Raw genomic sequence first — 21,462 nt, forward strand, 5'->3', positions numbered from 1 at the left:
TCATATCAATGCATTATTTAGGCACAATTGTAGGACCATCAAATAATTCGTCATTTTCATCGAGAGAGTCTGGACTATCAGGCAAAGGAATTTCAATACTAGTCACCAAATTAATAACATCTCTTAATCTCATTGAGTCTGCAAACCATCCCATTGCTTGTTCAGCATCTCCTCTCTTCTCGGCATCATTTGCTTGGTCTTCATGAGCTTCCGCTAATAAAGAAAGCCAACAAAGACATCTTGCCTGAACTATTGACAGATCTAGATCATTAAGTTGAGATTTAGAAATACGCTCATGCTCTTGCTGAATTAAGAGTTTTAAACGCATATCGTGCAGCTTAGCCATAAAAGGTTAATTACTAATTACACGCTAGCTAGAGAGTGGTAAATATGCACGCATACTACATATAGTTTATTAACTGAAACGGGACTGGAGGGAATCGAACCCACGACCTACGGTTTAGGAAACCGTCGCTCTATCCTACTGAGCTACAGCCCCAAGAGATGTTTTTTGGGTAAATAAGCATTATGCTAAATGAAAGCAGGAGAGGCAATCGCAAAAATGTTTTATTTTGTTTTGAAAATAAATCTTTTTGAGGAAAGTCCGGGCTCCCATATGGTCAGGCTTGCTGGGTAATTCCCAGTGCGGGTAACCGTGAGGATAGTGCCACAGAAACATACCGCCTAATACTTTATGTATGGTAAGGGTGCAAGGGTGCGGTAAGAGCGCACCAGCAACATTGAGAAGTGTTGGCTAGGTAAACCCCGGCTGGGTGCAAGGCTAAGTAGATTTATGACCATTAAAAAATCTACTTTTAAGCGCCGCTTGAGGCTGTGAAGTAATTCCAGTCCTAGATAGATGATTGCCCATCTTATGAAGATGAACAGAACCCGGCTTATGACCTGCTTTCTACTTAATGAAAATACTTAATTTATATGGACACCTTAATTGATGACGCAAGACTTGAACAAATTATTAAGTTTTTAAATTCGCTTGAAATAAACTCAAAAAGATTTATCAAAATTATCAACGAAAAAGATAAACTAATACTTCATACTTTCAATGAAGCATTAACACATTCCTCCGCAAACAATATAGTTAATTATGAAAAATTGGAATTCTTTGGGGATGCTGTTCTCAGATTATCAGCATCAGATTTTATTGAGAGAACATATAAAAGCATGAGTGTAGGTTCTAGATCAGAACTAAGATCTCAAATAGTCAGTGATGAATGGTTAACTGAATTAGGTAAAAAAATATTTATAGAAAAAGTAATAATAAAAGGACCAAAAGCAATGGGTGATGAGAATTCGAAAGATACCATAATTGCTGAAACTAGTGAAGCATTAATAGGCGCAATATATAAATGTTTTAATTCAATAAATGAAGTCAATATATGGTTAGATAATTTTTGGAAAAAAGATGCCGAATTATATTTACAAGCACCACATAAATATAATGCCAAGTCAGCTTTACAAGAATGGTGTCAAAGCCAAGGATTTGATTTACCTATTTATAAAATATATGAAGTATCAAAAAATCACGGAGACCCGAAAAGATTCTCTTGTGAAATATACATAAATGGATCTAAAAAAGCTTTCAGCTTTGGGCATTCTCATAAAAAAGCCGAAAAAAATGCTGCAAGTATTCTGATACAAAAGATTTTCCAGAAAAAGAAAAATTAATTATTCAAACAAGTTCCAAATTATTTAATTGAAATGTTACTAACTTATCCCAATTACCTCCCTCAAAAAGAACAGCTGCCGTTTTATTAGTTACTCTTTGTACAAATCCTTTGTAACCTCTATAAATAGAATTAACATCTTTAACAACTACTATAGAACCGGGTAGTATTGGTTTATTCGAAAATTCCATAGAAATAAATTACATATAAACTATGATAAATCATGATGAGTGGTTAATTGTTGGCTTAATAACATCTCCTCAAGGCATTAATGGAAAAATCAAGATTAAGTCTCTAAGTGATTTTGAAGAAAGATTTACAGAGCCTGGCAAAAGATGGATACAAAAAGGCAACGAGACTCCTATAGAATTCGAGCTTACGCATGGTTTTAAAAAACCAGGTAAAGAATCATTCATAATTAAATTTAAAGGGATAAATAATAGAACTCAAGCAGAAAATTTAAAGGGACAAAAAATCCTCGTGAAAGTTGATGCAATTCCAAAATTGAGTCATGGAGAATATCACTTAACCGAACTAATTAATTTAAATGTCAAAATTTCAGAAAATAACCAATTACACATAATTGGAAAAGTTATTAACTTATCTAACGAGAAAAATAATTTACTTGTAATTCAACTTTTGAAAAATAATAAAGAGGTTCTTATACCATTTGTTAAAGAAATAGTTCCAGTAGTAGATATTAAAAAAAATTTTATATTACTTACTCCTCCTTCAGGTCTGTTAGAGTTGTAAGCTTTCCTTTTTTTAAATGTTTACTCTACTGTTACGCTTTTAGCTAGATTCCTTGGTTGATCAACATCAAGTCCTCTATGAGAAGCAATGTGATAACTCAATAATTGAAGAGGAACAATCGCAAGAAGGGGTGAAATCCATTCATTTGTTGAAGGTATGGTCATTAAATAATCAAATATTTCAGTCCCATTACATTGAGGGGCAACACCAATTAAATAAGCATCTCTCGCTTTTGCTTCTTGAGCATTACTAATAACCTTATCAAAGACTTGCCCTGGAGTAGCTATTGAAATTACAGGTACTTTTTTGTCTAGTAAAGCTATTGGCCCATGCTTCATTTCCCCAGCAGGATATCCTGCAGCATGTATATAACTAATTTCCTTCAACTTCAGAGCTCCCTCGAGAGCAATGGGATAATTTATTCCTCTTCCTAAAAAAATAACATCTTTAATATTAAAAAAATCATGTGCAAGTTTTTCAGAAGATTCATTATGTTTTTCTAAAAGTTCTTCAACTAATACAGGTAATTTAGTTAATTCTGAAACTAATTGATTAATATTTTCATTACTTTGACTTCCTTTAATTTGAGCAAATTTTATAGCTAATCCATAAAAAGAAAGAAGTTGCGCAAAGAAAGTTTTTGTAGCAGCAACACCAATTTCAATTCCAGCACTAATATCAATAACATTTGGAATTTGTCTACCTATTGAGCTTTCCACTCTGTTCGTAATAGCAATTAAATTTGGTTTAAAGTTTCTATCTTCTATTGAAGATCTCCTCTTAATTTCCATGCTTATAGCCGCAATAGTATCGGCAGTTTCTCCTGACTGAGTCACTCCAATTGTTAAGGTATTAGGAAGTAATGGTGGTGGGGAGTATCTAAACTCACTCGCAAAAAAAACATTTGTTGGTATGCCTGAGAATTGTTCTAATAAAAATTTACCCACCATTGCAGAATGCTTACTCGTACCACAAGCAACAATATCTATTCTTTCAACAGAGTTTAAAAAATCTGTATCAAAAGAGTAATTAATTTGAAATTGATCAGTCTTTAAATCTTTAATTAAATATTTTTCTAGCCAATATTTAGCTATATCAGGCTGATCATAGATTTCCTTTAACATATAGTGTTTAAAATTTTTTTTATCACTTACTTGGTCTGCAGTTTGTAGAGAAATTGGATTTCGATATTGTCTCTCGTTATTAGAATCATAAATTTCTATTCCTAAAGGAGTTAAAAGAGCTATTTCCTCATCCTCCAAAGGTAAAATAATTTTTGTAAAATTCGCGATTGCTGGCGTATCACTTGCACAAATAAATTCTCCTTCCCCTAATCCAATTATTAAAGGTGCCTGCTTCCTAGCAACAACTAATGCTTCAGGAGCACCTGACCATAATACTGCTAATGCATATGATCCTTCTAAATCGGAGATTACGTTTCTTACTGCTACTAATAAAGTTGAACCGTTACTTTCAAGCTTTAATTGCCTTAAAGCCAATAATTCTTTTTGTATTAAGTGTGGTATGACTTCTGTATCAGTATCAGATTTAAAAACAATTCCTTCTTTTTGTAATTTAATTTTTAATTCCTGATAATTTTCAATAATCCCATTTTGAACAACTGCAACCTCTCCTGAGCTATCGATATGGGGATGTGCATTTTTAACCTCTGGTTTTCCGTGAGTGGCCCAACGTGTATGACCTATTCCCACAGTTCCAGATATTTCGATATTTTTTAAGTTATTTTTTAAATTTTTAAGTTTTCCTTCCGCCTTATTACAAGATACATTCTTTGTTTCAGAGTTAATTATGGCAATACCCGCTGAATCATACCCTCTGTATTCAAGCTTTTCCAGTCCATTAATAAGTAATGGTAATGCTTTTTTATAACCGGTAACAGCAACAATTCCGCACATATAAATAATTTTCTTCAATTATATTGAATAAAATTAAGTATTTAATAAGACATGGACTCTCTTCCAACTGCACTATAAAAATTAATAAGCTAAGCCCATACTTCTTGACGTTTCATCACCTAAATAAACCCTGATACTTAAAAAATCTGTTGGGCATGCTGTTTCACACCTTTTACATCCAACGCAGTCCTCTGTCCTAGGAGATGAAGCTATTTGGCCGGCTTTACAACCATCCCATGGAACCATTTCCAGAACATCTAATGGGCATGCCCTTACACATTGGGTACATCCAATGCATGTGTCATAAATTTTAACTGCGTGTGACATGTAAAAATTGTCTTTGTGAACCTCACAATATAATACTATTGTCTTACAAAGAAATTAAAAAAATTAAGATATGCTTCACTCTTGTTAACTCTAGGGCATAAAATCAAGTAGATAATTAGTAAATTCCATAAACTATGTCACAAGAAGAAATCCTTCAAAAAGTTTGCTCTATTGTTTCTGAGCAACTAAGTGTTGAATCAGCCGAAGTAAAATCTGATTCAAACTTTCAAAATGATTTAGGTGCAGACTCCCTAGACACCGTAGAGCTAGTGATGGCACTTGAAGAAGCATTTGATATCGAGATACCTGATGAAGCAGCTGAAGGTATCGCAACAGTAGGAGATGCTGTTAAATTCATCGAAGAAAAAAAAGGTTAATTTAGGATGCCAAATTTCCATCGAGTAGTTATTACCGGTATAGGGGCAGTAACCCCAATTGGTAACAACATTGATGAATATTTACTCGGCCTACAAAAGGGGTCAAATGGAGTTTCAGATATTACTCTCTTTAATCCTGAACAACATCCCTGTAAGTTTGCAGCAGAAGTTAAAAATCTTCAATCCGAAAATTTTATTGAACCTAAAGAATCTAAAAGATGGGATCGATTTTCACAATTTGGAGTAATAGCTGCAAAGCAAGCTTTCAATGATTCTGGACTTGAAATAACTGAAGCCAATGAATCAAGAATTGGCGTAATAATTGGCTCTGGTGTTGGAGGCTTACTTACAATGGAAAGTCAAGCTCAAATATTGAGTCATAAAGGCCCAAAAAGAGTAAGCCCCTTCACGGTTCCAATGATGATACCCAACATGGCGACAGGGCTTGCTGCTATTGCGTTAGGAGCAAAAGGTCCAAGCTCTGCTGTATCTACCGCCTGTGCTGCCGGATCAAATGCTATTGGAGACTCTTTTAGATTGTTACAGCTGGGGAAAGCAGATGCGATGATTTGCGGAGGAGCAGAGGCAAGTATAACTCCTCTTGGAGTAGCAGGTTTTGCAAGCGCTAAAGCACTCTCTTTTAGAAATGAGAGTCCTCAAACTGCAAGTAGACCTTTTGATGCTGAAAGGGATGGATTTGTGATTGGAGAAGGATCTGGGATTCTCGTTCTAGAAACTTTTGAAAGTGCAAAAAAAAGAGGCGCAAAAATTTATGCTGAAATTATTGGTTATGGATCAACTTGTGATGCTCATCACATTACTTCGCCTTCTCCAGGGGGAACTGGAGGGGCAGAAGCAATCAAGCTAGCCATTGATGATAGTTCAATTAACCTTGATCAGGTTGATTACATAAATGCTCATGGAACTAGCACTGCAGCAAACGACAAAAATGAAACTTCTGCAATTAAATCCATATTTAAAGACAGATCTTACCTCATTCCTGTAAGCTCTACTAAGTCGATGACTGGTCATCTCTTAGGGGGTTCTGGAGGTATAGAAGCTGTAGCTTGTATTCTTTCTTTGACACATAATTTTGTCCCTCCTACAATAAACTACGTCAATCCTGATCCAGATTGTGATCTTGATTATGTACCAAATAATGCTAGAGATGCTCAAATAAGAGTTGCTCTTTCTAATTCATTCGGCTTTGGTGGTCACAACGTTTGTCTAGCATTTAGCAAACTTGATTGATGAAAACCAACTCTGTATTCCAAAATTACCTTACTTAAAACAATGGTCGCTGCATCTGTTTCATTAGAATCACTATGTATCAATAGTATAAGAATGCTGGCTGTAGATGCAGTAAATAAATCTAATAGCGGGCATCCTGGCTTACCTATGGGTTGCGCTCCTATGGGTTATGCATTATGGCACAATATTCTCAATCACAATCCCAATAATCCAAAGTGGTTTAATAGAGATCGCTTTGTATTATCAGCGGGACATGGGTGTATGTTGTTATATTCCCTTCTGCATCTGACTGGATATAAATCAGTTTCCATAGAAGATATTAAAGAATTTAGACAATGGGGATCTAAGACACCTGGACACCCAGAAACATTTGAGACTGAGGGTGTTGAGGTAACAGCGGGGCCATTAGGAGCAGGAATTTCCAACGCAGTTGGTTTAGCGATTGCAGAAGCACACTTAGCAGCTAAATTCAATAAAAAAGATTGCGAAATTGTTGATCATTATACCTATGTAATAATGGGAGACGGTTGTAATCAAGAAGGGATTGCCTCTGAAGCATGTTCACTTGCTGGACATCTTAAGCTTGGAAAATTAATAGCTCTATATGACGATAATCAAATCACAATTGATGGACGTACAGATGTTTCATTTACAGAAGATGTTTTAAAAAGATACGAAGCTTATGGATGGCATGTGCAACATGTTGAAGATGGTAATCATGATGTAAATGGGATTACCAAAGCTATTGAGAATGCGAAATCTGTAAAAGATAAACCTTCTCTAATCAAAATTTCTACAATCATAGGCTATGGGTCACCAAATAAGTCAGATACTGCAGGAATTCATGGAGCTGCAGTAGGAGAAGAAGAAGCTTCCTTAACAAGAGAGTTTTTAAATTGGGAATATCCTCCCTTTGAAATACCTGAGGATGTATATTCTCAATTTAGACAAGCTATTACTAAAGGTGAAGACTCTGAAAAAAAATGGAATTTAAAATTTCAAGAATATCAAAACACATATCCCTCTGAAGGAGCAGAATTCAAAAGAATGATCCAAGGTGAATTACCAGAGAACTGGGATTCAGATCTGCCTTCATATACGACAGATGATAAGGGTCTCGCAACAAGAAAACATTCTCAAATATGCCTAGGAGCTCTTGGACCTAATCTTCCTGAATTAATTGGAGGATCTGCGGATTTAACTCACTCTAATTACACAGATATAAAAGGAGAAACAGGCTCATTTCAGGCATATTCTCCAGAAAAGAGATACTTACATTTTGGTGTAAGAGAGCATGCCATGGCAGCAATATTAAATGGAATTGCTTATCACGACAGTGGATTAATACCTTATGGAGGAACTTTTCTTGTTTTTGCAGACTATATGAGAGGTTCAATGAGGCTATCTGCTCTCAGTGAGCTGGGAGTTATTTATGTACTTACTCATGATTCAATTGGAGTTGGCGAAGATGGTCCAACACATCAACCTGTTGAAACGATCCCTTCACTAAGAGCTATGCCAAATATGCTTGTATTTAGACCTGGAGATGGTAATGAAACAAGTGGTGCTTATAAGCTTGCTATTAAAAACAGAAAAAGACCTTCTGCTCTTTGCTTAAGTAGGCAAGCCATGCCAAATCAAGAGAATACCTCTATTGAAAAAGTTGCATTAGGTGGATATATAGTTTCCGATTGTGAAGGAACTCCTGATGTAATATTTATTGGTACTGGTAGTGAACTAAACCTCTGCATTGAAGCAAGTAAAGAAATTTCAAAATTAGGCAAAAAGACTAGAGTTATTTCCATGCCTTGCGTAGAACTATTTGAAGAGCAAGAAGCTTCTTATAAAGAAAGTGTCTTGCCAAGTAGTATCAAAAAAAGAGTTGTAGTTGAAGCCGCCCATTCATTCGGATGGCACAAATACACTGGGCTTGATGGAATTTGTATTACTATGGACAGATTTGGTGCATCAGCTCCTGGTGGGAAATGTATGACTAGTTTTGGATTTACAGTTGAAAATGTTGTAAATAAGACTAAAGAAATTTTATAAACTTAAACTAAATTGCAGTATCGCATTTTGTCAGTTTATTATTCAATTCATCAAGAGTTTCATCAGAAATTTTGGAATTCATTGGGCAATGCTTAGGTCCACACATTGAGCAAAACTCAGCTTTTTTAAATATTTCTTCTGGCAAGGTTTCATCATGGTACTGTTTAGCCCTTTCAGGATCTAAAGACAGTTTGAATTGTTTATTCCAGTCAAAAGTATATCTTGCATGACTGAGCTCATCATCTCTATCACGAGCACCTGCTCTATGTCTGGCTATGTCAGCTGCATGTGCAGCAATTTTATAAGCTATCAAACCCTCTCTAACATCTTCCGCATTTGGAAGCCCCAAATGCTCTTTAGGAGTGACATAACATAACATGGCAGTTCCATACCATCCTGCCATGGCTGCACCTATCGCACTTGAAATATGATCATAACCTGGAGAAATATCTGTAACTAATGGGCCTAGAACATAAAAAGGAGCTTCTGAACATTCTTCCATCTGTTTCCTAACATTGAACTCAATCTGGTCCATAGGTACATGTCCTGGTCCTTCAACCATAACCTGAACATTATGAGTCCAAGCTCTTCTTGTAAGTTCACCCAATGTTTTCAATTCAGCTAATTGCGCATCATCTGATGCATCATGTAAACATCCTGGTCTAAGTGAATCTCCTAATGAAAAAGTACAATCATATTTTTTGAAAATTTCACAAATATCATCAAACCTTGTATATAGAGGGTTTTGCTTGAAATGATGCAACATCCATTGAGCTAAAATTCCTCCGCCTCTACTTACGATGCCAGTAATTCTTCCTTTGACTTTAGGTAAATGTTCTATTAATAAACCAGCATGAATGGTTTGATAATCAACACCCTGCTGACAATGCTTTTCGATGATATGTAAGAAATCATCCTCTGTTAATCTTTCTATCGATCCATGCACACTTTCTAAAGCTTGATAAACCGGAACAGTTCCAATAGGAACAGAAGATTCTTTGATTATTGCTTGTCTCACCTCATCAAGATTTACTCCTCCTGTGGATAAATCCATAACTGTATCAGCACCATATTTTACTGCTAATTTAAGTTTCTCAACTTCTTCATTAATATCACTTGCATTGGGAGAAGCACCAATATTTGCATTGACTTTGCATTTAGAAGCAATCCCAATTGCCATTGGTTCAAGATTTACATGATTTACATTAGCTGGAATTATTAATCTACCCCTTGCAACTTCTTCCATAATTAATGAAGGTGGAAGGTTTTCTTTTTTAGCAACATAATTCATCTCTTCAGTAATATGACCATTTTTAGCGAAATTCATCTGAGTAATATTCTTCTGCCCAATACGTGGCTGTATCCAGGAATTTCGCATGACTTTTAAGATTTAAATTGTTTATTACTAGAGTTCGATCAAATTGAAACTTTCCTTCGTCAGTTTTAACTGTTTCAGGTTCGAAGGGTATGATCTCAGCTAAGTAATTGACTTAGCACCCCTAGTTATATTTAAAAATAGCTCTTTTTAATAAAAAGTCATCTTATATTCTCAAAAAATATAGAAAATATTTTTATTTAGATTGTTTATAAGATTTTATTTTATTTAAGATTTTTTTTCTCTTAATTCCTCTACTAAATTCTTTTTCAGAAATTATAAAAATTCCCATCAAACCAATTGGTATATAAAAAATCCTCTTACTTTCTTTCCTTGATAAGAATCCTATTATTGATAAAAGAATCATTAAAGGTGCAACAAGTGAAAAGATATAAACTTTTTCATATTTCATTTATAAATCTTTATCCCATTAATTATTTAATTTTACTATAGATTCAGTTATTACTTTAACCCCTACGTTAATAGCTCTTTCATCTGGATCAAATTTTGAGCTATGAAGTGGAGCGCAACCTTTCTCACCTGAGACACCAAGCCTAAACATTGCTCCAGGAACTTCATTTAGAAACTCAGCAAAATCTTCAGCACCTAAGGATGGTTTTTGTAATTCAATAACATTTTCATGACCTAAAATTCTAATTGAGGAGTCTCTTAAAACCTTATTTATTTCATAATCATTATTTACAGGTGGGACAATCTCCCTGAATTTTACCTTAGCTTCAGCCCCACAACTCCTTGCGATAGAGGAAATATTAAAGTTAAGCCAATCACCCATATCCCTAAATAATTGCAAATTTGTACATCTTATTGTTCCAGTTAGATTAACCTTTTCAGACAAAATATTATATGCATTTCCCCCATTTATTTTCCCAAAGGTAATGACGACAGGATCTAGAGGATCTAATTTTCTAGTTATTGCTTCTTGAATACCAGAAATCACTTTGGATGCTGCCCATATAGCATCTACACCTTCATGAGGTCTCGCACCATGTGCTGATTTTCCTAATATTTCAACTGTAAGTTCCCCTGCCGCTGCTGTTAGACTTCCTTCTTTAATCCCAATAGTCCCTACCAATAAGTCAGGGAAAACATGCACTCCTAAAATTTGTTTTAACCCAATAGTCACACCATCATCAATCATCCACCTAGCACCGCTAGCAATTTCTTCAGCAGGTTGAAAAATTATTCTTGTCCCAAATTTAAGGTTTAAATCCTTAATAATTTTCGCCACACCCAAACCAATACATGTATGTAAATCATGTCCACAAGCATGCATGATGCCATCAATTTTTGAAGAAAAACTTAAATTAGTATTCTCGTATATTGGAAGGGCATCCATATCAACTCTCAAACCTATAAAACCTTTATCTTTTGGTCCGAAATCAGCTACAACCCCAGTTCTTCCAACTGATTCTGTAACTCTCCCACCAATGTTTTTAAGATAACCACTTATTAAAATTGCCGTTTGATTTTCTAAGCCACTTAATTCTGGATGAGCATGAATGTGCCTCCTCATAGTAATAAGTTCATCCTTGAATGAATCAATTTTTTTTAACAATTTATCTCTTTCCATTTATTATTTCAGAGCTATAAATTTCATCAAATCTTTCGTTGGTTTTTGAGGCCATCTGCGAACGTTTATTAACCATTCCTCATCAGCATATCTTGAATCTAATTCCGTAACTGCAATCCAGTTACTTTCAGCTTCACCAGACATCCCTTTTGACCAGTCCAAGGCTGTTAATGCTGCTCTCGCATCAGCAAAAGTTGGATAACGTCTGATCAAATTTTTTAATTCTTTTTCACTCTCTTCCATATTTCCTAATTGGTAGTCCGCCAAAGCCATACTTGATCTTGCCATAGCAAAACCAGGATTTGATTCTGAAGCTTTAGAAAACAAATTCCTTGCACTCTGCCAATTTGACAAAGACCCTTCAACATTAGCAAAATTATATAAAGCAGAAAAATTATCTTTATCTTTTGAGATTACATATAAATAATCGTTTTTTGCCTGTAACCAAAGCCCTAAAGATTCTTCTGCTATCCCTCTATTAATATAAGGATCAACCTCACCTGGATCTAACTCAATGGCTTTATCTTGATCCTCTATTGCACCTTCAGGATCACCATTAACAAGTTTTATATTTCCTCTATTACTTAAAGCTGCTGCATCATTAGGAAATAATTCCAAATACTTATTCCATTGCTTTAACGCTAGATTAAATTCTCCACTGGAGCTTAAATTTAAAGCATTTTTAAATAAATCTTCCTGTGGGCTTAGTGAATAACTAGGAGTGACATATACAATATTGATTAAAAAGCAAATCAATAAAAGATAAAACTTAATCTTTCTAATACTTTTCATTTCTGGAACTAATGTATTTTTTTCCTAAAGATGTAAGTTTTCTTCCTCGGGGAGTTCTCATAATAAATCCAATTTGAATTAAATATGGCTCAACTACAAACTCTAACATTGATGATTCCTCTCCCAAACCTGCAGCAATTGAATCTAAGCCAATAGGATTATTATTATTAAGGTTTAAAAAAGACAAAAATTTCCTATCTATGTTATCCAAACCTTTATTATCTATTTTTTGAGAATTTAAAGCCTTTTCAATTATCTCCAAAGAAATTTTATTTGTATTTTTTATAACCTGAGCATAGTCTCTTACTCTTTTTAATAATCTCAAGGCAATTCTTGGAGTACCTCTAGAAATCTTTGCTAACGCGCTACAAGCATCATTTTCTAATTGAAGATTTATCAAAGTAGCAAAATTAAAAATTATTTGGTGCAATTCATCATTTGAATAAAATTCAATTTTGTGACATAGTCCAAATCTATCTCTGAGAGGAGCACTAATTGATGCAAGTTTTGTTGTAGCCCCAATCAAAGTAAATTTCGGTAGATTAATTGTTCTGCAGCGAGTCCCTCTATTAGCTCCCATTGTTAGATCCAACCTAAAATCCTCCATTGCAGAATATAAAAGTTCTTCAGTTAATTTATTTAAACGATGTATTTCATCAATAAATAAAATCTCTCCTTCTTTTAATCCAAGAAGTAATCCCACAATATCCCTTGGCCTTTCAATCGAAGGTGCACTTGCTACTTTACATTTTGTATTCATCTCATAAGAAATCAATAAAGCTAATGTAGTTTTTCCTAAACCTGGTTGGCCATATAAGAGTGTATGTTCTAATGCCTCTTTCCTATATTTAGAAGCCTCTATAGCTATTTTTAATGAAGATTTAATTTGCTCTTGTCCAATAAATTCTTTAAAGGAATTCGGCCGAGCTAAATTTGAATTTTTGTTTATTTTTTCTTCAGCAATTATCTTTGAATCAACTAACCTCAGCTCTTTCCTTGAGCGAGGAATATTAGATTCATCTAAACTTGAAGAAATTATTGCCATAATTAAAGATTAATGGCAATTGTTCTTTGAGGAAAGATTTTTTACAACTGCAATGGCTAAAGTTTTTAACAAAGCAAATAAAAGCATAAGAAAAGAAGCCGTTTTTAAACGTCTTTCAGAAAATCGATATGCAAAATTTCAGTATGAAATACTTGAAACAATTGAAGCTGGAATTGAACTTTTAGGAACTGAAGTAAAATCTATCAGAAATGGCAATGTAAATTTAAGAGATGGGTATTGTTCTTTCAGAGATGGTGAAATACTTTTATTAAATGTTCACATATCACCACATAAAAATGTGGGCTCTTTTTTTAATCACGACCCATTACGAAATAGAAAATTATTGTTACATAAAAAAGAAATAATAAAGCTTAAATACAATACTGAAAAAAAGGGGTTAACCATTATTCCCTTATCTATTTATTTAAAAGGGTCATGGATAAAATTAACTATTGGTATTGGTAAAGGTAAAAAATTACATGATAAAAGACAAGCCGATAAACAAAAAGATATTAGAAGAGAAATAAAAACTGCTCTTAAGAGATAATAAAGGAGATATTTCTTTAAGAAAATTTAATCAGATTCTAAACTTACTGTATTAGGGGGCGGGGAAGGATCTGGATCAGCAATTAACATATGCTGCAAAACAGTTTCAGGCCTTTCGCTATCTCTCCAGCGAATTCTATAAGCAGGCATCTTAGTACCTCTACTCGTAGTTTGTTCAACTGGTTCCATAACCCAGCCTCTTCTTGATCGGCCTTGAGGATTTCTTTTCACTACTGCATCTGCGTGCTTGAAGCGGAAACCAACACGTTCACCACTCATTTAAAAAATTTCGTATTGGATCATTTTTTATTTTACTTCATTCGAGGTTAATTTTTCAGATTTAGTAGAAGTTATTTCTGGTTTTAACAATGGGAAAGGTATGACATCTCTAATCGAAGGACTATTTGTAAGTAACATGATAAGTCTGTCAATTCCAATTCCTAAACCTCCTGTAGGCGGCATACCTATTTCCAAAGCTTGTAAAAAATCTTCATCAATACAATGTGCTTCAAGATCACCCGCATCTCGCAAAGATTGCTGTAATTGCATTCTCTGCCTTTGATCAACTGGATCTATTAATTCACTGAATGCGTTAGCAAGTTCGCGGCCTGCAATAAACAACTCAAATCTCTGAACCATCTCTTTATTTTCGGGATGAGGTCTCGCAAGAGGAGAGATTTCAATTGGATAATCGATTACAAAAGTTGGTTCGACGAGTTGAGATTCAACCTTTTGCTCAAAAACTTCATTCAAAAGTCTGCCTAAGGTATTTATTTTTGGAGAAATCTCAATATTAATTTTCTCTAAATCCTTAATAGCTTTATTCAAATCACCATTAAAAGAATCAAAATCAATCCCTGTATATTCCATAACAACATCTTTCATTGATATTCTTTTCCAAGGCTTTGAAAAATCAATTACCTTTTCTTGATAATTTATAACTAAGGAATCACAACAGCTTGATACAATATTTCTGATCAAATCTTCAGTTAAATTCATCATATCAATGTAATTAGAGAAAGCCTGATATATTTCCACTGAGGTGAATTCAGGATTATGCTTTGTACTTATCCCTTCATTACGAAAAATTCGTCCTAACTCATATACTTTTTCAAATCCTCCTACCACCATTCTTTTAAGATGTAATTCCGTAGCTATTCTTAAATACAATGGTATGTCTAAGGTATTGTGATGCGTAATAAATGGCCTAGCTTCAGCCCCTCCAGCCTCAGATTGAAGTATCGGTGTTTCTATCTCTAAAAAATTTTTTTCATCCAACCACCTTCTTATTAGACTGATACATTTTGCTCTTGTTTTAAATACATTTTTTGACAAAGGATTAACTATTAAATCCAGATATCTTTGCCTATACCTTTTTTCTATATCTGTTAAGCCGTGCCATTTATCAGGCAAAGGCTGTAATGATTTAGACAACATTTCCCACTTGGATACTTTTATTGAAAGTTCACCTTTATTAGTTTTCTTAATAGTTCCAAAAACACCAATCCAATCTCCAATATCTACGATTTCTTTAAGATCTTCAAAAGAAAGTAGTTTTGCATTGATTTCAAAATCATCAAGAATTTTTTTTTCTAAATAAAGCTGTATTTTCCCTTCTTGGTCAGCAATAGTATAAAAAGCAATTTTTCCCATCACTCTTTTTGCTAAAACTCTTCCAGCGAGAGCAACATCTAATTTAAATTCTTGACCATTGTCTAAATAGTCGAATTTCTCAGCGAGAAATTTAGTAGAATGTGATATTTTAAATGTTTCTGCGTAAGGTTCAAATCCTTTATTGACTAGTGAATTAGCTTTTAATAAGCGAGCATCTCTTATTTCAGACAAAATTTAATTCAATATTATTGTTTTATTTAATCAAACTATCAGAATAAGGATCAACTTGCCAAAGATGTTGCTTTTTCTCCAACTCTTTGGGATGCATAACCTATTCCTCTAACAGTAAGTATCAACTCTGGATTTCTTGGATCTGGCTCCAACTTACCCCTTAGCCTAGCCACATAAACATCTACAACTCTCAAGTCAGCGGCTCGTCTTGGAGGATATCCCCAAAGCTGCTCTAGTATTTCAGCTCTTGGAACTACCTTACCTGGCTCATCAAATAATAATTCAAGAAGACTAAATTCTGTGTAAGTTAAACTAATTCTTTCTCCAGCCCTAGAAACTTGTCTTCTATTAGTATCAACTACTAGATTTCCAAATTTCATAACTCCTTTTCCGGAAGGAACCTCTTTAGTTTCAGTAACTGTGATACTAGGACCCATACGTCTTAAGATTGTGGCTATTCTGGCTTCTAATTCCTTAGGACTAAACGGTTTTGACAAATAATCATCAGCTCCTAAATCTAGGCCGGCTACTCTTTCAGAGATGGCCTCTAAAGCAGTTAAAAATATTATTGGTACAACTGATTCAGCTCTAATTCTTCTACAAACTGCAAATCCATCCATTTTTGGAAGCATGACATCAAGAACTATTAAATCTGGAGATTCTCTGTGAAAAGCCTCAAGAGCCTCCTCTCCATTGGTGGCTTGGTGAACTTGATATCCTGCTAATTGAAGTCTAGTAACTAATACTTTCAAAACAGCTGGTTCATCATCAACAACTAAAATACTTGCTTTTGACATCGGGAAAATTTTTTTGCTGATAATTCAAGGCAAAGTTTATTTTGCAATGAACATCTTTTTAATATAATCTAACAATTAAAAATATAACATTATGTACCCTAAATGATAAATTCCTTAAATTTACAAAATTATTTTATTATTAAAAAATCCATTATTACTTTTTAGAAGCTAGTCATCTATAAAGCTTATTAATTTGTACCTCCCTTTTGATTTTTGGAAGAGCCTAAAGAGTAATGAACATATTAATGGAGCTAATAAACCGGTTATAAAAACTTGAGCAAAAATATTTTTAATAATTGGTAAATACAAAAAGATATTATGATTAGACCAATACTTGATCAAGACTTGAAAAAAATATAGCGAACCACAAAAAAAACTTGCAATAGAACAAATTAAACCAAATCTGAAATACCCTACAAAAATATTATTTGAAATACTTAACTTTCCAAACCATATTCCACATAAAACCAATCCCAGAATTTGTGTGAAACTACTATCAAGACTCAATGAATCTAAAATAAGTCCTAAAAATAAACCAATTATTGAACCATTAAATGATCCATAGATCATTGACCAAGGCAATAACCAGAATAAAGGCCAATAAGGCTGAACTCCCAAGAATTCTAACCAATTAGGATCCCAGAAATAAACTATTGGTATAAATAAAAAGGAAATTAAAGATATATTTTTTTTTAAGTATTTTCCCATTTAAATTTCAACTTTTAAGATTTGTACCCAATCAATTGCTTGAGGTTTTCCTAAAAGCAAAATATTCGCTGTTTTTTTTGCTTTGAATTCTTCATCAACAGATTGAATAATTCCTATGGGAATATTGGGAGGTAATAAAGTGCTTGCTGGGGAAGATAAAACAAAATCTCCCACTTTTATATCAATATCCTTATTATAAAAAGTCACTTTTGGATAATCATTTCCTGAACCTACTAATAATCCATGCATCTGAATCCTTTCAACCCAAACTCCCACTTTACTTTCAGGAGAAGTTAATAATCGTACTGTCGAAGTAAATAAAGAAGTATTCTCTACTCTTCCTAATAAGCCTCCTGGACCAACAACAAAACTCCCAATTTCTACTCCGTCTTTTGCACCTTTATTTAAGATAATTTGCCTCCAAAAACTGCCGGTTTTTCTTGAAATTACATTCGCTGAAATACTTTCAGAATCAGACAATCTTTGTAGAGATAAAATTTCGCGTAATCTTTTATTATCTTTCTCCAACTGTTTTAATCTGATCAAAAACTCTTGTTCAACACTTTTAGTTAAAACTTCCCTTTGATATTGTCCTGGCCAAAAAGGTTTAGAAATTAAATAATAAAAATCTTTATATAAAGATCCTTTTGATATTCTCACAAAAAACAAGAACAATAAAAATATAAATAAACCCCAATTTTTCTTTTTATTCCACCAACGATTAGTTGATATTCGTCGAATATCTAACATTCAACTAATCTCTAATCGCATTCCTTATAAAATCAGGTGTATCAACAACTCTCTTGAGTTTTTTGAAATCGTCCAATACCACTCCACAACCGTTAACTACGCATAGTAATGGATTCTCTGCAATATGCGTAAAAATTCCAGTTTCATGGCTAAGCAAATCACTAATCCCTCTTACAAGAGCTCCACCTCCAGCGAGCATAATTCCTCTATCAACTATATCTGCCGCTAATTCAGGAGGAGTTCGCTCCAAAGTTCTTTTTACAGCTTCAACAATTTTGGAAAGAGGATCAGCCATAGCCTCTCTAATTTCTCCAGAGGTTAAAGTAATAGATCTTGGCAAGCCAGATAAAAGGTGTAAACCTCTAACTTCTATAGAAGTATTATCAAATTCATCATCTGGAAATGCCGAGCCAATTTTGATTTTAATATCTTCTGCAGTTCTCTCACCGACAACTAGATTATGTACTTTTTTAAGATAAATTGCTATCGATTCATTAAGTTCATCACCTGCTATTCTTACAGATTCGCTTAGGACCGTTCCGCCTAGACTTAAAACTGCTACTTCAGTAGTTCCACCCCCGATATCAACGATCATGGTTCCAATTGGTTCAGTTACTGGCAATGAGGCTCCTATAGCTGCAGCGACAGGTTCATCAATCAAATGAACCTCTCTAGCTCCAGCTAATCCAGCTTCTCTAACAGCTCTTCGTTCAACACTAGTAACCCCACTCGGAATACCAATAACTATTCTTGGAGCTAAAATCCCCCTTCCTTCATTGCATTTTTGAATAAAAGTTTTTATCATTTGTTCTGCCGCATCAAAATCAGCAATAACTCCATCTCTCAAAGGTCTCACAGCTCTTATATTTCCTGGGGTTCTTCCAAGCATTAATTTTGCTTCTTCACCTACGGCTAAAGGTACTCCCTCTTCAAGATCCATAGCTACTACTGAGGGTTCTTGTAGAACCACACCTTTACCTGATACATGAATAAGAGTATTAGCAGTACCCAAATCAATCCCTATATCCCTAGAAAATTTAAATCTGTTAAAAATCACAATAAGAAATCTATTAAACAAATAATATATCTATTTTCTCAATACCTCAAAAAAAACTTTTATTTAGTTATGAATAGCTTGCAAAACTTAAGCAAAAACAAAAAAGATGAGTAATATAAAAAAAAATAGCTTATGGAAATTAACACTATTAATTTGGTTGGTAGAGCTGGAAGAGAGCCTGATGTGAGATATTTCGAATCTGGAAGTACAGTTGCCAACTTCACTCTTGCAGTAAATAGAATAAGTAGAGGTGATGAACCTGACTGGTTTAATCTAGAAATATGGGGCAAACAAGCACAAATAGCTGCTGACTATGTCAAAAAAGGTTCTTTAATTGGTATTACAGGAAGCTTTAAAATTGATAGTTGGAAAGACAAGAATACAGGAGAAGATAGATTTAAACCCGTTGTTAGAGTTGATAGATTAAATTTATTGAGCTCTAAGAAAGAAACAGATAATAGCAATTTTTCAAATAATAATAACTCTGGAGATATTCCTTTTTAAGTAATTTTTTTATTATAAAGTCTTATTAAAAATTTTATTAAAAAATAAACAAATATCAGAATTAATATGGGTTTGACAATAAATTTAATTTGATTTAAATATGTTTCAATAATTGGATAATTTTCGCCAAAGACAAATCCTGCATAAGCTAATAATGTAACCCATATTAAACTTCCTAAACTGGTCCAAATTAAAAATTTCCGAAGTGGCATTAATTCCATTCCAGCAGGTACTGAAATTAATGTTCTTATACCAGGTACTAATCTCCCCCAAAAAACTAACGAAACCCCATATTTATCAAACCATCTCCTGCTCTTAATAAGATCATTAGAAGTTATTCCTATATATTTGCCCCTTTTATTTAAAAAGTTTGATAGTCTTTTTTCATTTACTAATTTACCCAAATAATACCAAGGCATAGAACCTAGTATCGTTCCAAATACACCCCAAAAAACCAAAATATAAAAATTTAATTTTTGTTGGTAGACAAAAAATCCTCCTAAAGGCATAATTATTTCCGATGGAATTGGAGGTATAATGTTCTCTAAAAACATCGCCAAACATATCGTAAGGTAAGCTATTGTTGAATTTGTTTCAACAGCCTTACTAATATATTCAGGGATGGAAGTGAGTAAATTAATAAAAATTAAACTCAAATTTAATATCTATATTGCTCTGGTTTATAAGGTCCTTCAACAGAGACATTAATATAGTCTGCTTGATCTTTAGTTAGTTTTGTTAACTTAGCCCCAATTTTATCCAAATGTAATCTAGCTACCATTTCATCTAAATGTTTAGGTAAAACATAGACCTCTTTAGAGTATTTATCTGACTTATTGAAAAGTTCAATTTGAGCTAATACTTGATTAGTAAAAGAATTACTCATAACAAAACTTGGATGACCTGTTGCACAGCCTAAGTTAACAAGTCTTCCCTCTGCTAAAAGAATAATTTTATTTCCACTTGGCAAAGTAATATGATCAACTTGAGGCTTAATATTTTCCCATGGGTAATCTTTCAAGGAAGCAACGTCAATCTCGTTATCAAAATGTCCAATATTACAGACTATCGCCTCATCCTTCATTTTGATAAGGTTATCGTTAGTTATAACTTGATAATTACCAGTAGCAGTAACAAATATATCTATATCTTCAACAACATCATTCAAAGTAACAACACTAAATCCTTCCATAGCTGCTTGAAGAGCGCATATAGGATCAACTTCAGCAACTTTGACTATTGCTCCAAGTCCTCTTAGCGATTGAGCAGACCCTTTACCAACATCTCCGAATCCCATTACTAATGCAACCTTTCCTGCAATCATTACATCAGTAGCACGTTTGATACTGTCAACTAGAGATTCTCTACAACCATATAAGTTATCAAATTTACTCTTAGTAACTGAATCATTTACGTTGATAGCAGGAAATGGTAGTGCATTTTGTTTTTGCAATTGATAAAGTCTTGCAACTCCTGTTGTTGTTTCTTCAGTAACGCCAATAATATTTCCCTTAATACGAGAGTAGAAGCTGCTATCTTCTTGCAATTTAGACTTAATCGATTTGAATAATGCTATTTCCTCCTCGTTACTAGGATTATTTAAAACTGACAAATCATTTTCCGCTTTACTGCCAAGTATTAATAAACCTGTTGCATCCCCCCCATCATCAAGAATCATATTTGGAGAATCTGTACCCCAATCAAGAATGTAATGAGTATATTGCCAATACTCATCTAGGCTCTCACCTTTTTTGGCATAGACAGAAATGCCCTGTTCTGCAATAGCAGCAGCAGCATGATCCTGAGTTGAAAAAATATTGCATGAAGCCCATTTAACTTGTGCGCCAAGATCAACAAGAGTTTCAATTAAAACAGCAGTTTGAATAGTCATATGCAAACTACCAGCAATTTTTGCACCTTTTAGAGGCTTATCAGAATGATGCTTATCTCTAAGTGCCATTAATCCAGGCATTTCAGTTTCGGCAATTTTAATTTCTTTACGCCCGAAATCTGATAAGGAAATATCAGCTATCACGTAGTTTGGTATGGAGGTTTTAATCGAATTAGCAATAACCATTTCTAAAAATATCTTAT

The 21,462-nt window shown here is 33.8% G+C and carries 24 protein-coding genes, 1 tRNA gene, 1 other RNA gene and 1 riboswitch; of the genes, 8 read left to right on the forward strand and 18 right to left on the reverse strand.

Going from position 1 to position 21,462, the window contains the following annotated elements; all coding sequences use genetic code 11:
- Positions 1-13: 13 nt before the first annotated feature.
- Together ACTF45_RS00755 and ACTF45_RS00760 are read right to left on the reverse strand one after the other, a co-directional pair.
- Positions 14-346, reverse strand: a complete 333-nt coding sequence (locus ACTF45_RS00755; protein ID WP_288346936.1) for a hypothetical protein — start codon at positions 344-346, stop codon at positions 14-16.
- Positions 347-425: 79 nt separating this feature from the next.
- Positions 426-499 (reverse strand) — tRNA-Arg (locus tag ACTF45_RS00760).
- Positions 500-537: 38 nt separating this feature from the next.
- On the opposite strand from ACTF45_RS00760, the gene rnpB reads away from it, so the two are divergent.
- Together rnpB and ACTF45_RS00770 are read left to right on the forward strand one after the other, a co-directional pair.
- Positions 538-915: RNase P RNA component class A (gene rnpB, locus ACTF45_RS00765), an RNA gene on the forward strand.
- 21 nt (positions 916-936) lie between these two features.
- Positions 937-1,686, forward strand: coding sequence for a ribonuclease III family protein (locus tag ACTF45_RS00770; protein ID WP_288346934.1), 750 nt, complete (start codon positions 937-939; stop codon positions 1,684-1,686).
- A gap of 4 nt (positions 1,687-1,690) precedes the next feature.
- On the opposite strand, the gene ACTF45_RS00775 is transcribed toward ACTF45_RS00770, so the two are convergent.
- Positions 1,691-1,876: an NAD(P)H dehydrogenase subunit NdhS gene (locus ACTF45_RS00775; protein WP_011133232.1), complete on the reverse strand. Its 186-nt coding sequence runs from the start codon at positions 1,874-1,876 to the stop codon at positions 1,691-1,693.
- A gap of 22 nt (positions 1,877-1,898) precedes the next feature.
- Here ACTF45_RS00775 and rimM point away from each other — a divergent pair, with 22 nt between their 5' ends.
- Positions 1,899-2,438 carry a ribosome maturation factor RimM gene (gene rimM, locus ACTF45_RS00780; RefSeq protein ID WP_288346933.1) on the forward strand — a complete coding sequence of 180 codons (540 nt, stop codon included), beginning with the start codon at positions 1,899-1,901 and terminating at the stop codon, positions 2,436-2,438.
- Positions 2,439-2,458: 20 nt separating this feature from the next.
- Here rimM and glmS read toward each other — a convergent pair whose 3' ends face one another.
- Entirely contained in the window at positions 2,459-4,354 is a 1,896-nt protein-coding gene (gene glmS, locus ACTF45_RS00785) for a glutamine--fructose-6-phosphate transaminase (isomerizing) (protein WP_288346931.1), read from the reverse strand.
- Between the two features lie 81 nt (positions 4,355-4,435).
- Positions 4,436-4,681, reverse strand: a complete 246-nt coding sequence (gene psaC / locus ACTF45_RS00790; protein WP_007099573.1) for a photosystem I iron-sulfur center protein PsaC — start codon at positions 4,679-4,681, stop codon at positions 4,436-4,438.
- Positions 4,682-4,815: 134 nt separating this feature from the next.
- Here psaC and acpP point away from each other — a divergent pair, with 134 nt between their 5' ends.
- From acpP to tkt, 3 genes are read left to right on the forward strand one after another with little or no spacing between them, the layout of a single operon-like run.
- Positions 4,816-5,058, forward strand: coding sequence for an acyl carrier protein (gene acpP, locus ACTF45_RS00795; RefSeq protein ID WP_011133235.1), 243 nt, complete (start codon positions 4,816-4,818; stop codon positions 5,056-5,058).
- A gap of 6 nt (positions 5,059-5,064) precedes the next feature.
- The gene (gene fabF, locus ACTF45_RS00800) at positions 5,065-6,309 is read left to right on the forward strand and encodes a beta-ketoacyl-ACP synthase II (RefSeq protein ID WP_288346927.1); all 1,245 of its coding nucleotides are present in this window, start codon (positions 5,065-5,067) and stop codon (positions 6,307-6,309) included.
- 42 nt (positions 6,310-6,351) lie between these two features.
- Positions 6,352-8,358: a transketolase gene (tkt, locus tag ACTF45_RS00805; protein ID WP_438949177.1), complete on the forward strand. Its 2,007-nt coding sequence runs from the start codon at positions 6,352-6,354 to the stop codon at positions 8,356-8,358.
- Positions 8,359-8,365: 7 nt separating this feature from the next.
- On the opposite strand, the gene thiC is transcribed toward tkt, so the two are convergent.
- The 5 genes from thiC to ruvB all read right to left on the reverse strand — a co-directional run bounded on the left by thiC (position 8,366) and on the right by ruvB (position 13,161).
- Positions 8,366-9,736, reverse strand: a complete 1,371-nt coding sequence (gene thiC / locus ACTF45_RS00810; RefSeq protein WP_288346924.1) for a phosphomethylpyrimidine synthase ThiC — start codon at positions 9,734-9,736, stop codon at positions 8,366-8,368.
- 34 nt (positions 9,737-9,770) lie between these two features.
- Positions 9,771-9,869, reverse strand: a riboswitch (TPP riboswitch).
- Between the two features lie 60 nt (positions 9,870-9,929).
- The gene (locus tag ACTF45_RS00815; protein WP_288346922.1) at positions 9,930-10,145 is read right to left on the reverse strand and encodes a DUF3188 domain-containing protein; all 216 of its coding nucleotides are present in this window, start codon (positions 10,143-10,145) and stop codon (positions 9,930-9,932) included.
- An 18-nt stretch (positions 10,146-10,163) separates the two neighbouring features.
- Entirely contained in the window at positions 10,164-11,324 is a 1,161-nt protein-coding gene (locus tag ACTF45_RS00820; protein WP_288346919.1) for an amidohydrolase, read from the reverse strand.
- A gap of 3 nt (positions 11,325-11,327) precedes the next feature.
- Positions 11,328-12,116, reverse strand: coding sequence for a tetratricopeptide repeat protein (locus ACTF45_RS00825; protein ID WP_288346917.1), 789 nt, complete (start codon positions 12,114-12,116; stop codon positions 11,328-11,330).
- Positions 12,103-13,161, reverse strand: a complete 1,059-nt coding sequence (gene ruvB / locus ACTF45_RS00830) for a Holliday junction branch migration DNA helicase RuvB (RefSeq protein ID WP_288346915.1) — start codon at positions 13,159-13,161, stop codon at positions 12,103-12,105. Before ruvB ends, ACTF45_RS00825 begins: the two co-directional genes overlap by 14 nt.
- Before the next feature lie 52 nt (positions 13,162-13,213).
- On the opposite strand from ruvB, the gene smpB reads away from it, so the two are divergent.
- Positions 13,214-13,708 carry an SsrA-binding protein SmpB gene (gene smpB / locus ACTF45_RS00835; protein ID WP_438949178.1) on the forward strand — a complete coding sequence of 165 codons (495 nt, stop codon included), beginning with the start codon at positions 13,214-13,216 and terminating at the stop codon, positions 13,706-13,708.
- 26 nt (positions 13,709-13,734) lie between these two features.
- Here the strand turns inward: smpB and ACTF45_RS00840 are convergent, their stop codons facing one another.
- The 6 genes from ACTF45_RS00840 to ACTF45_RS00865 all read right to left on the reverse strand — a co-directional run bounded on the left by ACTF45_RS00840 (position 13,735) and on the right by ACTF45_RS00865 (position 18,864).
- On the reverse strand, positions 13,735-13,986 hold the full coding sequence (locus ACTF45_RS00840; protein WP_288347859.1) for a hypothetical protein: 252 nt from the start codon (positions 13,984-13,986) through the stop codon (positions 13,735-13,737).
- Between the two features lie 27 nt (positions 13,987-14,013).
- Positions 14,014-15,552 carry a lysine--tRNA ligase gene (lysS, locus tag ACTF45_RS00845; protein WP_288347858.1) on the reverse strand — a complete coding sequence of 513 codons (1,539 nt, stop codon included), beginning with the start codon at positions 15,550-15,552 and terminating at the stop codon, positions 14,014-14,016.
- A 50-nt stretch (positions 15,553-15,602) separates the two neighbouring features.
- Positions 15,603-16,349: a response regulator transcription factor RpaB gene (rpaB, locus tag ACTF45_RS00850; RefSeq protein ID WP_011133246.1), complete on the reverse strand. Its 747-nt coding sequence runs from the start codon at positions 16,347-16,349 to the stop codon at positions 15,603-15,605.
- A 168-nt stretch (positions 16,350-16,517) separates the two neighbouring features.
- Complete coding sequence (locus ACTF45_RS00855; protein ID WP_438949179.1) at positions 16,518-17,057, reverse strand: hypothetical protein; 540 nt, start codon at positions 17,055-17,057, stop codon at positions 16,518-16,520.
- Complete coding sequence (gene mreC / locus ACTF45_RS00860; protein ID WP_288347854.1) at positions 17,058-17,807, reverse strand: rod shape-determining protein MreC; 750 nt, start codon at positions 17,805-17,807, stop codon at positions 17,058-17,060. It lies immediately after the preceding gene.
- A 4-nt stretch (positions 17,808-17,811) separates the two neighbouring features.
- Positions 17,812-18,864 (reverse strand): rod shape-determining protein, encoded by a 1,053-nt coding sequence (locus tag ACTF45_RS00865; protein WP_011133249.1) that lies wholly within the window; start codon positions 18,862-18,864, stop codon positions 17,812-17,814.
- Positions 18,865-18,996: 132 nt separating this feature from the next.
- On the opposite strand from ACTF45_RS00865, the gene ACTF45_RS00870 reads away from it, so the two are divergent.
- Positions 18,997-19,368, forward strand: a complete 372-nt coding sequence (locus ACTF45_RS00870) for a single-stranded DNA-binding protein (RefSeq protein WP_011133250.1) — start codon at positions 18,997-18,999, stop codon at positions 19,366-19,368.
- Here ACTF45_RS00870 and ACTF45_RS00875 read toward each other — a convergent pair.
- Together ACTF45_RS00875 and ahcY are read right to left on the reverse strand one after the other, a co-directional pair.
- Positions 19,365-20,024 carry a DedA family protein gene (locus ACTF45_RS00875; protein WP_438949180.1) on the reverse strand — a complete coding sequence of 220 codons (660 nt, stop codon included), beginning with the start codon at positions 20,022-20,024 and terminating at the stop codon, positions 19,365-19,367. The two genes, ACTF45_RS00870 and ACTF45_RS00875, sit on opposite strands and share 4 nt — an antisense overlap.
- A 2-nt stretch (positions 20,025-20,026) precedes the next feature.
- On the reverse strand, positions 20,027-21,445 hold the full coding sequence (gene ahcY, locus ACTF45_RS00880) for an adenosylhomocysteinase (RefSeq protein ID WP_438949181.1): 1,419 nt from the start codon (positions 21,443-21,445) through the stop codon (positions 20,027-20,029).
- Between the last annotated feature and the right edge of the window lie 17 nt (positions 21,446-21,462).

Source organism: Prochlorococcus sp. (assembly GCF_965655815.1).
In the GTDB taxonomy this organism is placed as follows: Bacteria; Cyanobacteriota; Cyanobacteriia; order PCC-6307; family Cyanobiaceae; genus Prochlorococcus_A; species Prochlorococcus_A pastoris.

Bases quoted from the DNA above. Each gene is read 5' to 3' on its own strand.
- ACTF45_RS00755 (WP_288346936.1), bottom strand. From the start codon at position 346: ATGGCTAAGCTGCACGATATGCGTTTAAAACTCTTAATTCAGCAAGAG.
- ACTF45_RS00770 (WP_288346934.1), top strand. From the start codon at position 937: ATGGACACCTTAATTGATGACGCAAGACTTGAACAAATTATTAAGTTT.
- ACTF45_RS00775 (WP_011133232.1), bottom strand. From the start codon at position 1,876: ATGGAATTTTCGAATAAACCAATACTACCCGGTTCTATAGTAGTTGTT.
- rimM (WP_288346933.1), top strand. From the start codon at position 1,899: ATGATAAATCATGATGAGTGGTTAATTGTTGGCTTAATAACATCTCCT.
- glmS (WP_288346931.1), bottom strand. From the start codon at position 4,354: ATGTGCGGAATTGTTGCTGTTACCGGTTATAAAAAAGCATTACCATTA.
- psaC (WP_007099573.1), bottom strand. From the start codon at position 4,681: ATGTCACACGCAGTTAAAATTTATGACACATGCATTGGATGTACCCAA.
- acpP (WP_011133235.1), top strand. From the start codon at position 4,816: ATGTCACAAGAAGAAATCCTTCAAAAAGTTTGCTCTATTGTTTCTGAG.
- fabF (WP_288346927.1), top strand. From the start codon at position 5,065: ATGCCAAATTTCCATCGAGTAGTTATTACCGGTATAGGGGCAGTAACC.
- tkt (WP_438949177.1), top strand. From the start codon at position 6,352: ATGGTCGCTGCATCTGTTTCATTAGAATCACTATGTATCAATAGTATA.
- thiC (WP_288346924.1), bottom strand. From the start codon at position 9,736: ATGCGAAATTCCTGGATACAGCCACGTATTGGGCAGAAGAATATTACT.
- ACTF45_RS00815 (WP_288346922.1), bottom strand. From the start codon at position 10,145: ATGAAATATGAAAAAGTTTATATCTTTTCACTTGTTGCACCTTTAATG.
- ACTF45_RS00820 (WP_288346919.1), bottom strand. From the start codon at position 11,324: ATGGAAAGAGATAAATTGTTAAAAAAAATTGATTCATTCAAGGATGAA.
- ACTF45_RS00825 (WP_288346917.1), bottom strand. From the start codon at position 12,116: ATGAAAAGTATTAGAAAGATTAAGTTTTATCTTTTATTGATTTGCTTT.
- ruvB (WP_288346915.1), bottom strand. From the start codon at position 13,161: ATGGCAATAATTTCTTCAAGTTTAGATGAATCTAATATTCCTCGCTCA.
- smpB (WP_438949178.1), top strand. From the start codon at position 13,214: ATGGCTAAAGTTTTTAACAAAGCAAATAAAAGCATAAGAAAAGAAGCC.
- ACTF45_RS00840 (WP_288347859.1), bottom strand. From the start codon at position 13,986: ATGAGTGGTGAACGTGTTGGTTTCCGCTTCAAGCACGCAGATGCAGTA.
- rpaB (WP_011133246.1), bottom strand. From the start codon at position 16,349: ATGTCAAAAGCAAGTATTTTAGTTGTTGATGATGAACCAGCTGTTTTG.
- ACTF45_RS00855 (WP_438949179.1), bottom strand. From the start codon at position 17,057: ATGGGAAAATACTTAAAAAAAAATATATCTTTAATTTCCTTTTTATTT.
- mreC (WP_288347854.1), bottom strand. From the start codon at position 17,807: ATGTTAGATATTCGACGAATATCAACTAATCGTTGGTGGAATAAAAAG.
- ACTF45_RS00870 (WP_011133250.1), top strand. From the start codon at position 18,997: ATGGAAATTAACACTATTAATTTGGTTGGTAGAGCTGGAAGAGAGCCT.
- ahcY (WP_438949181.1), bottom strand. From the start codon at position 21,445: ATGGTTATTGCTAATTCGATTAAAACCTCCATACCAAACTACGTGATA.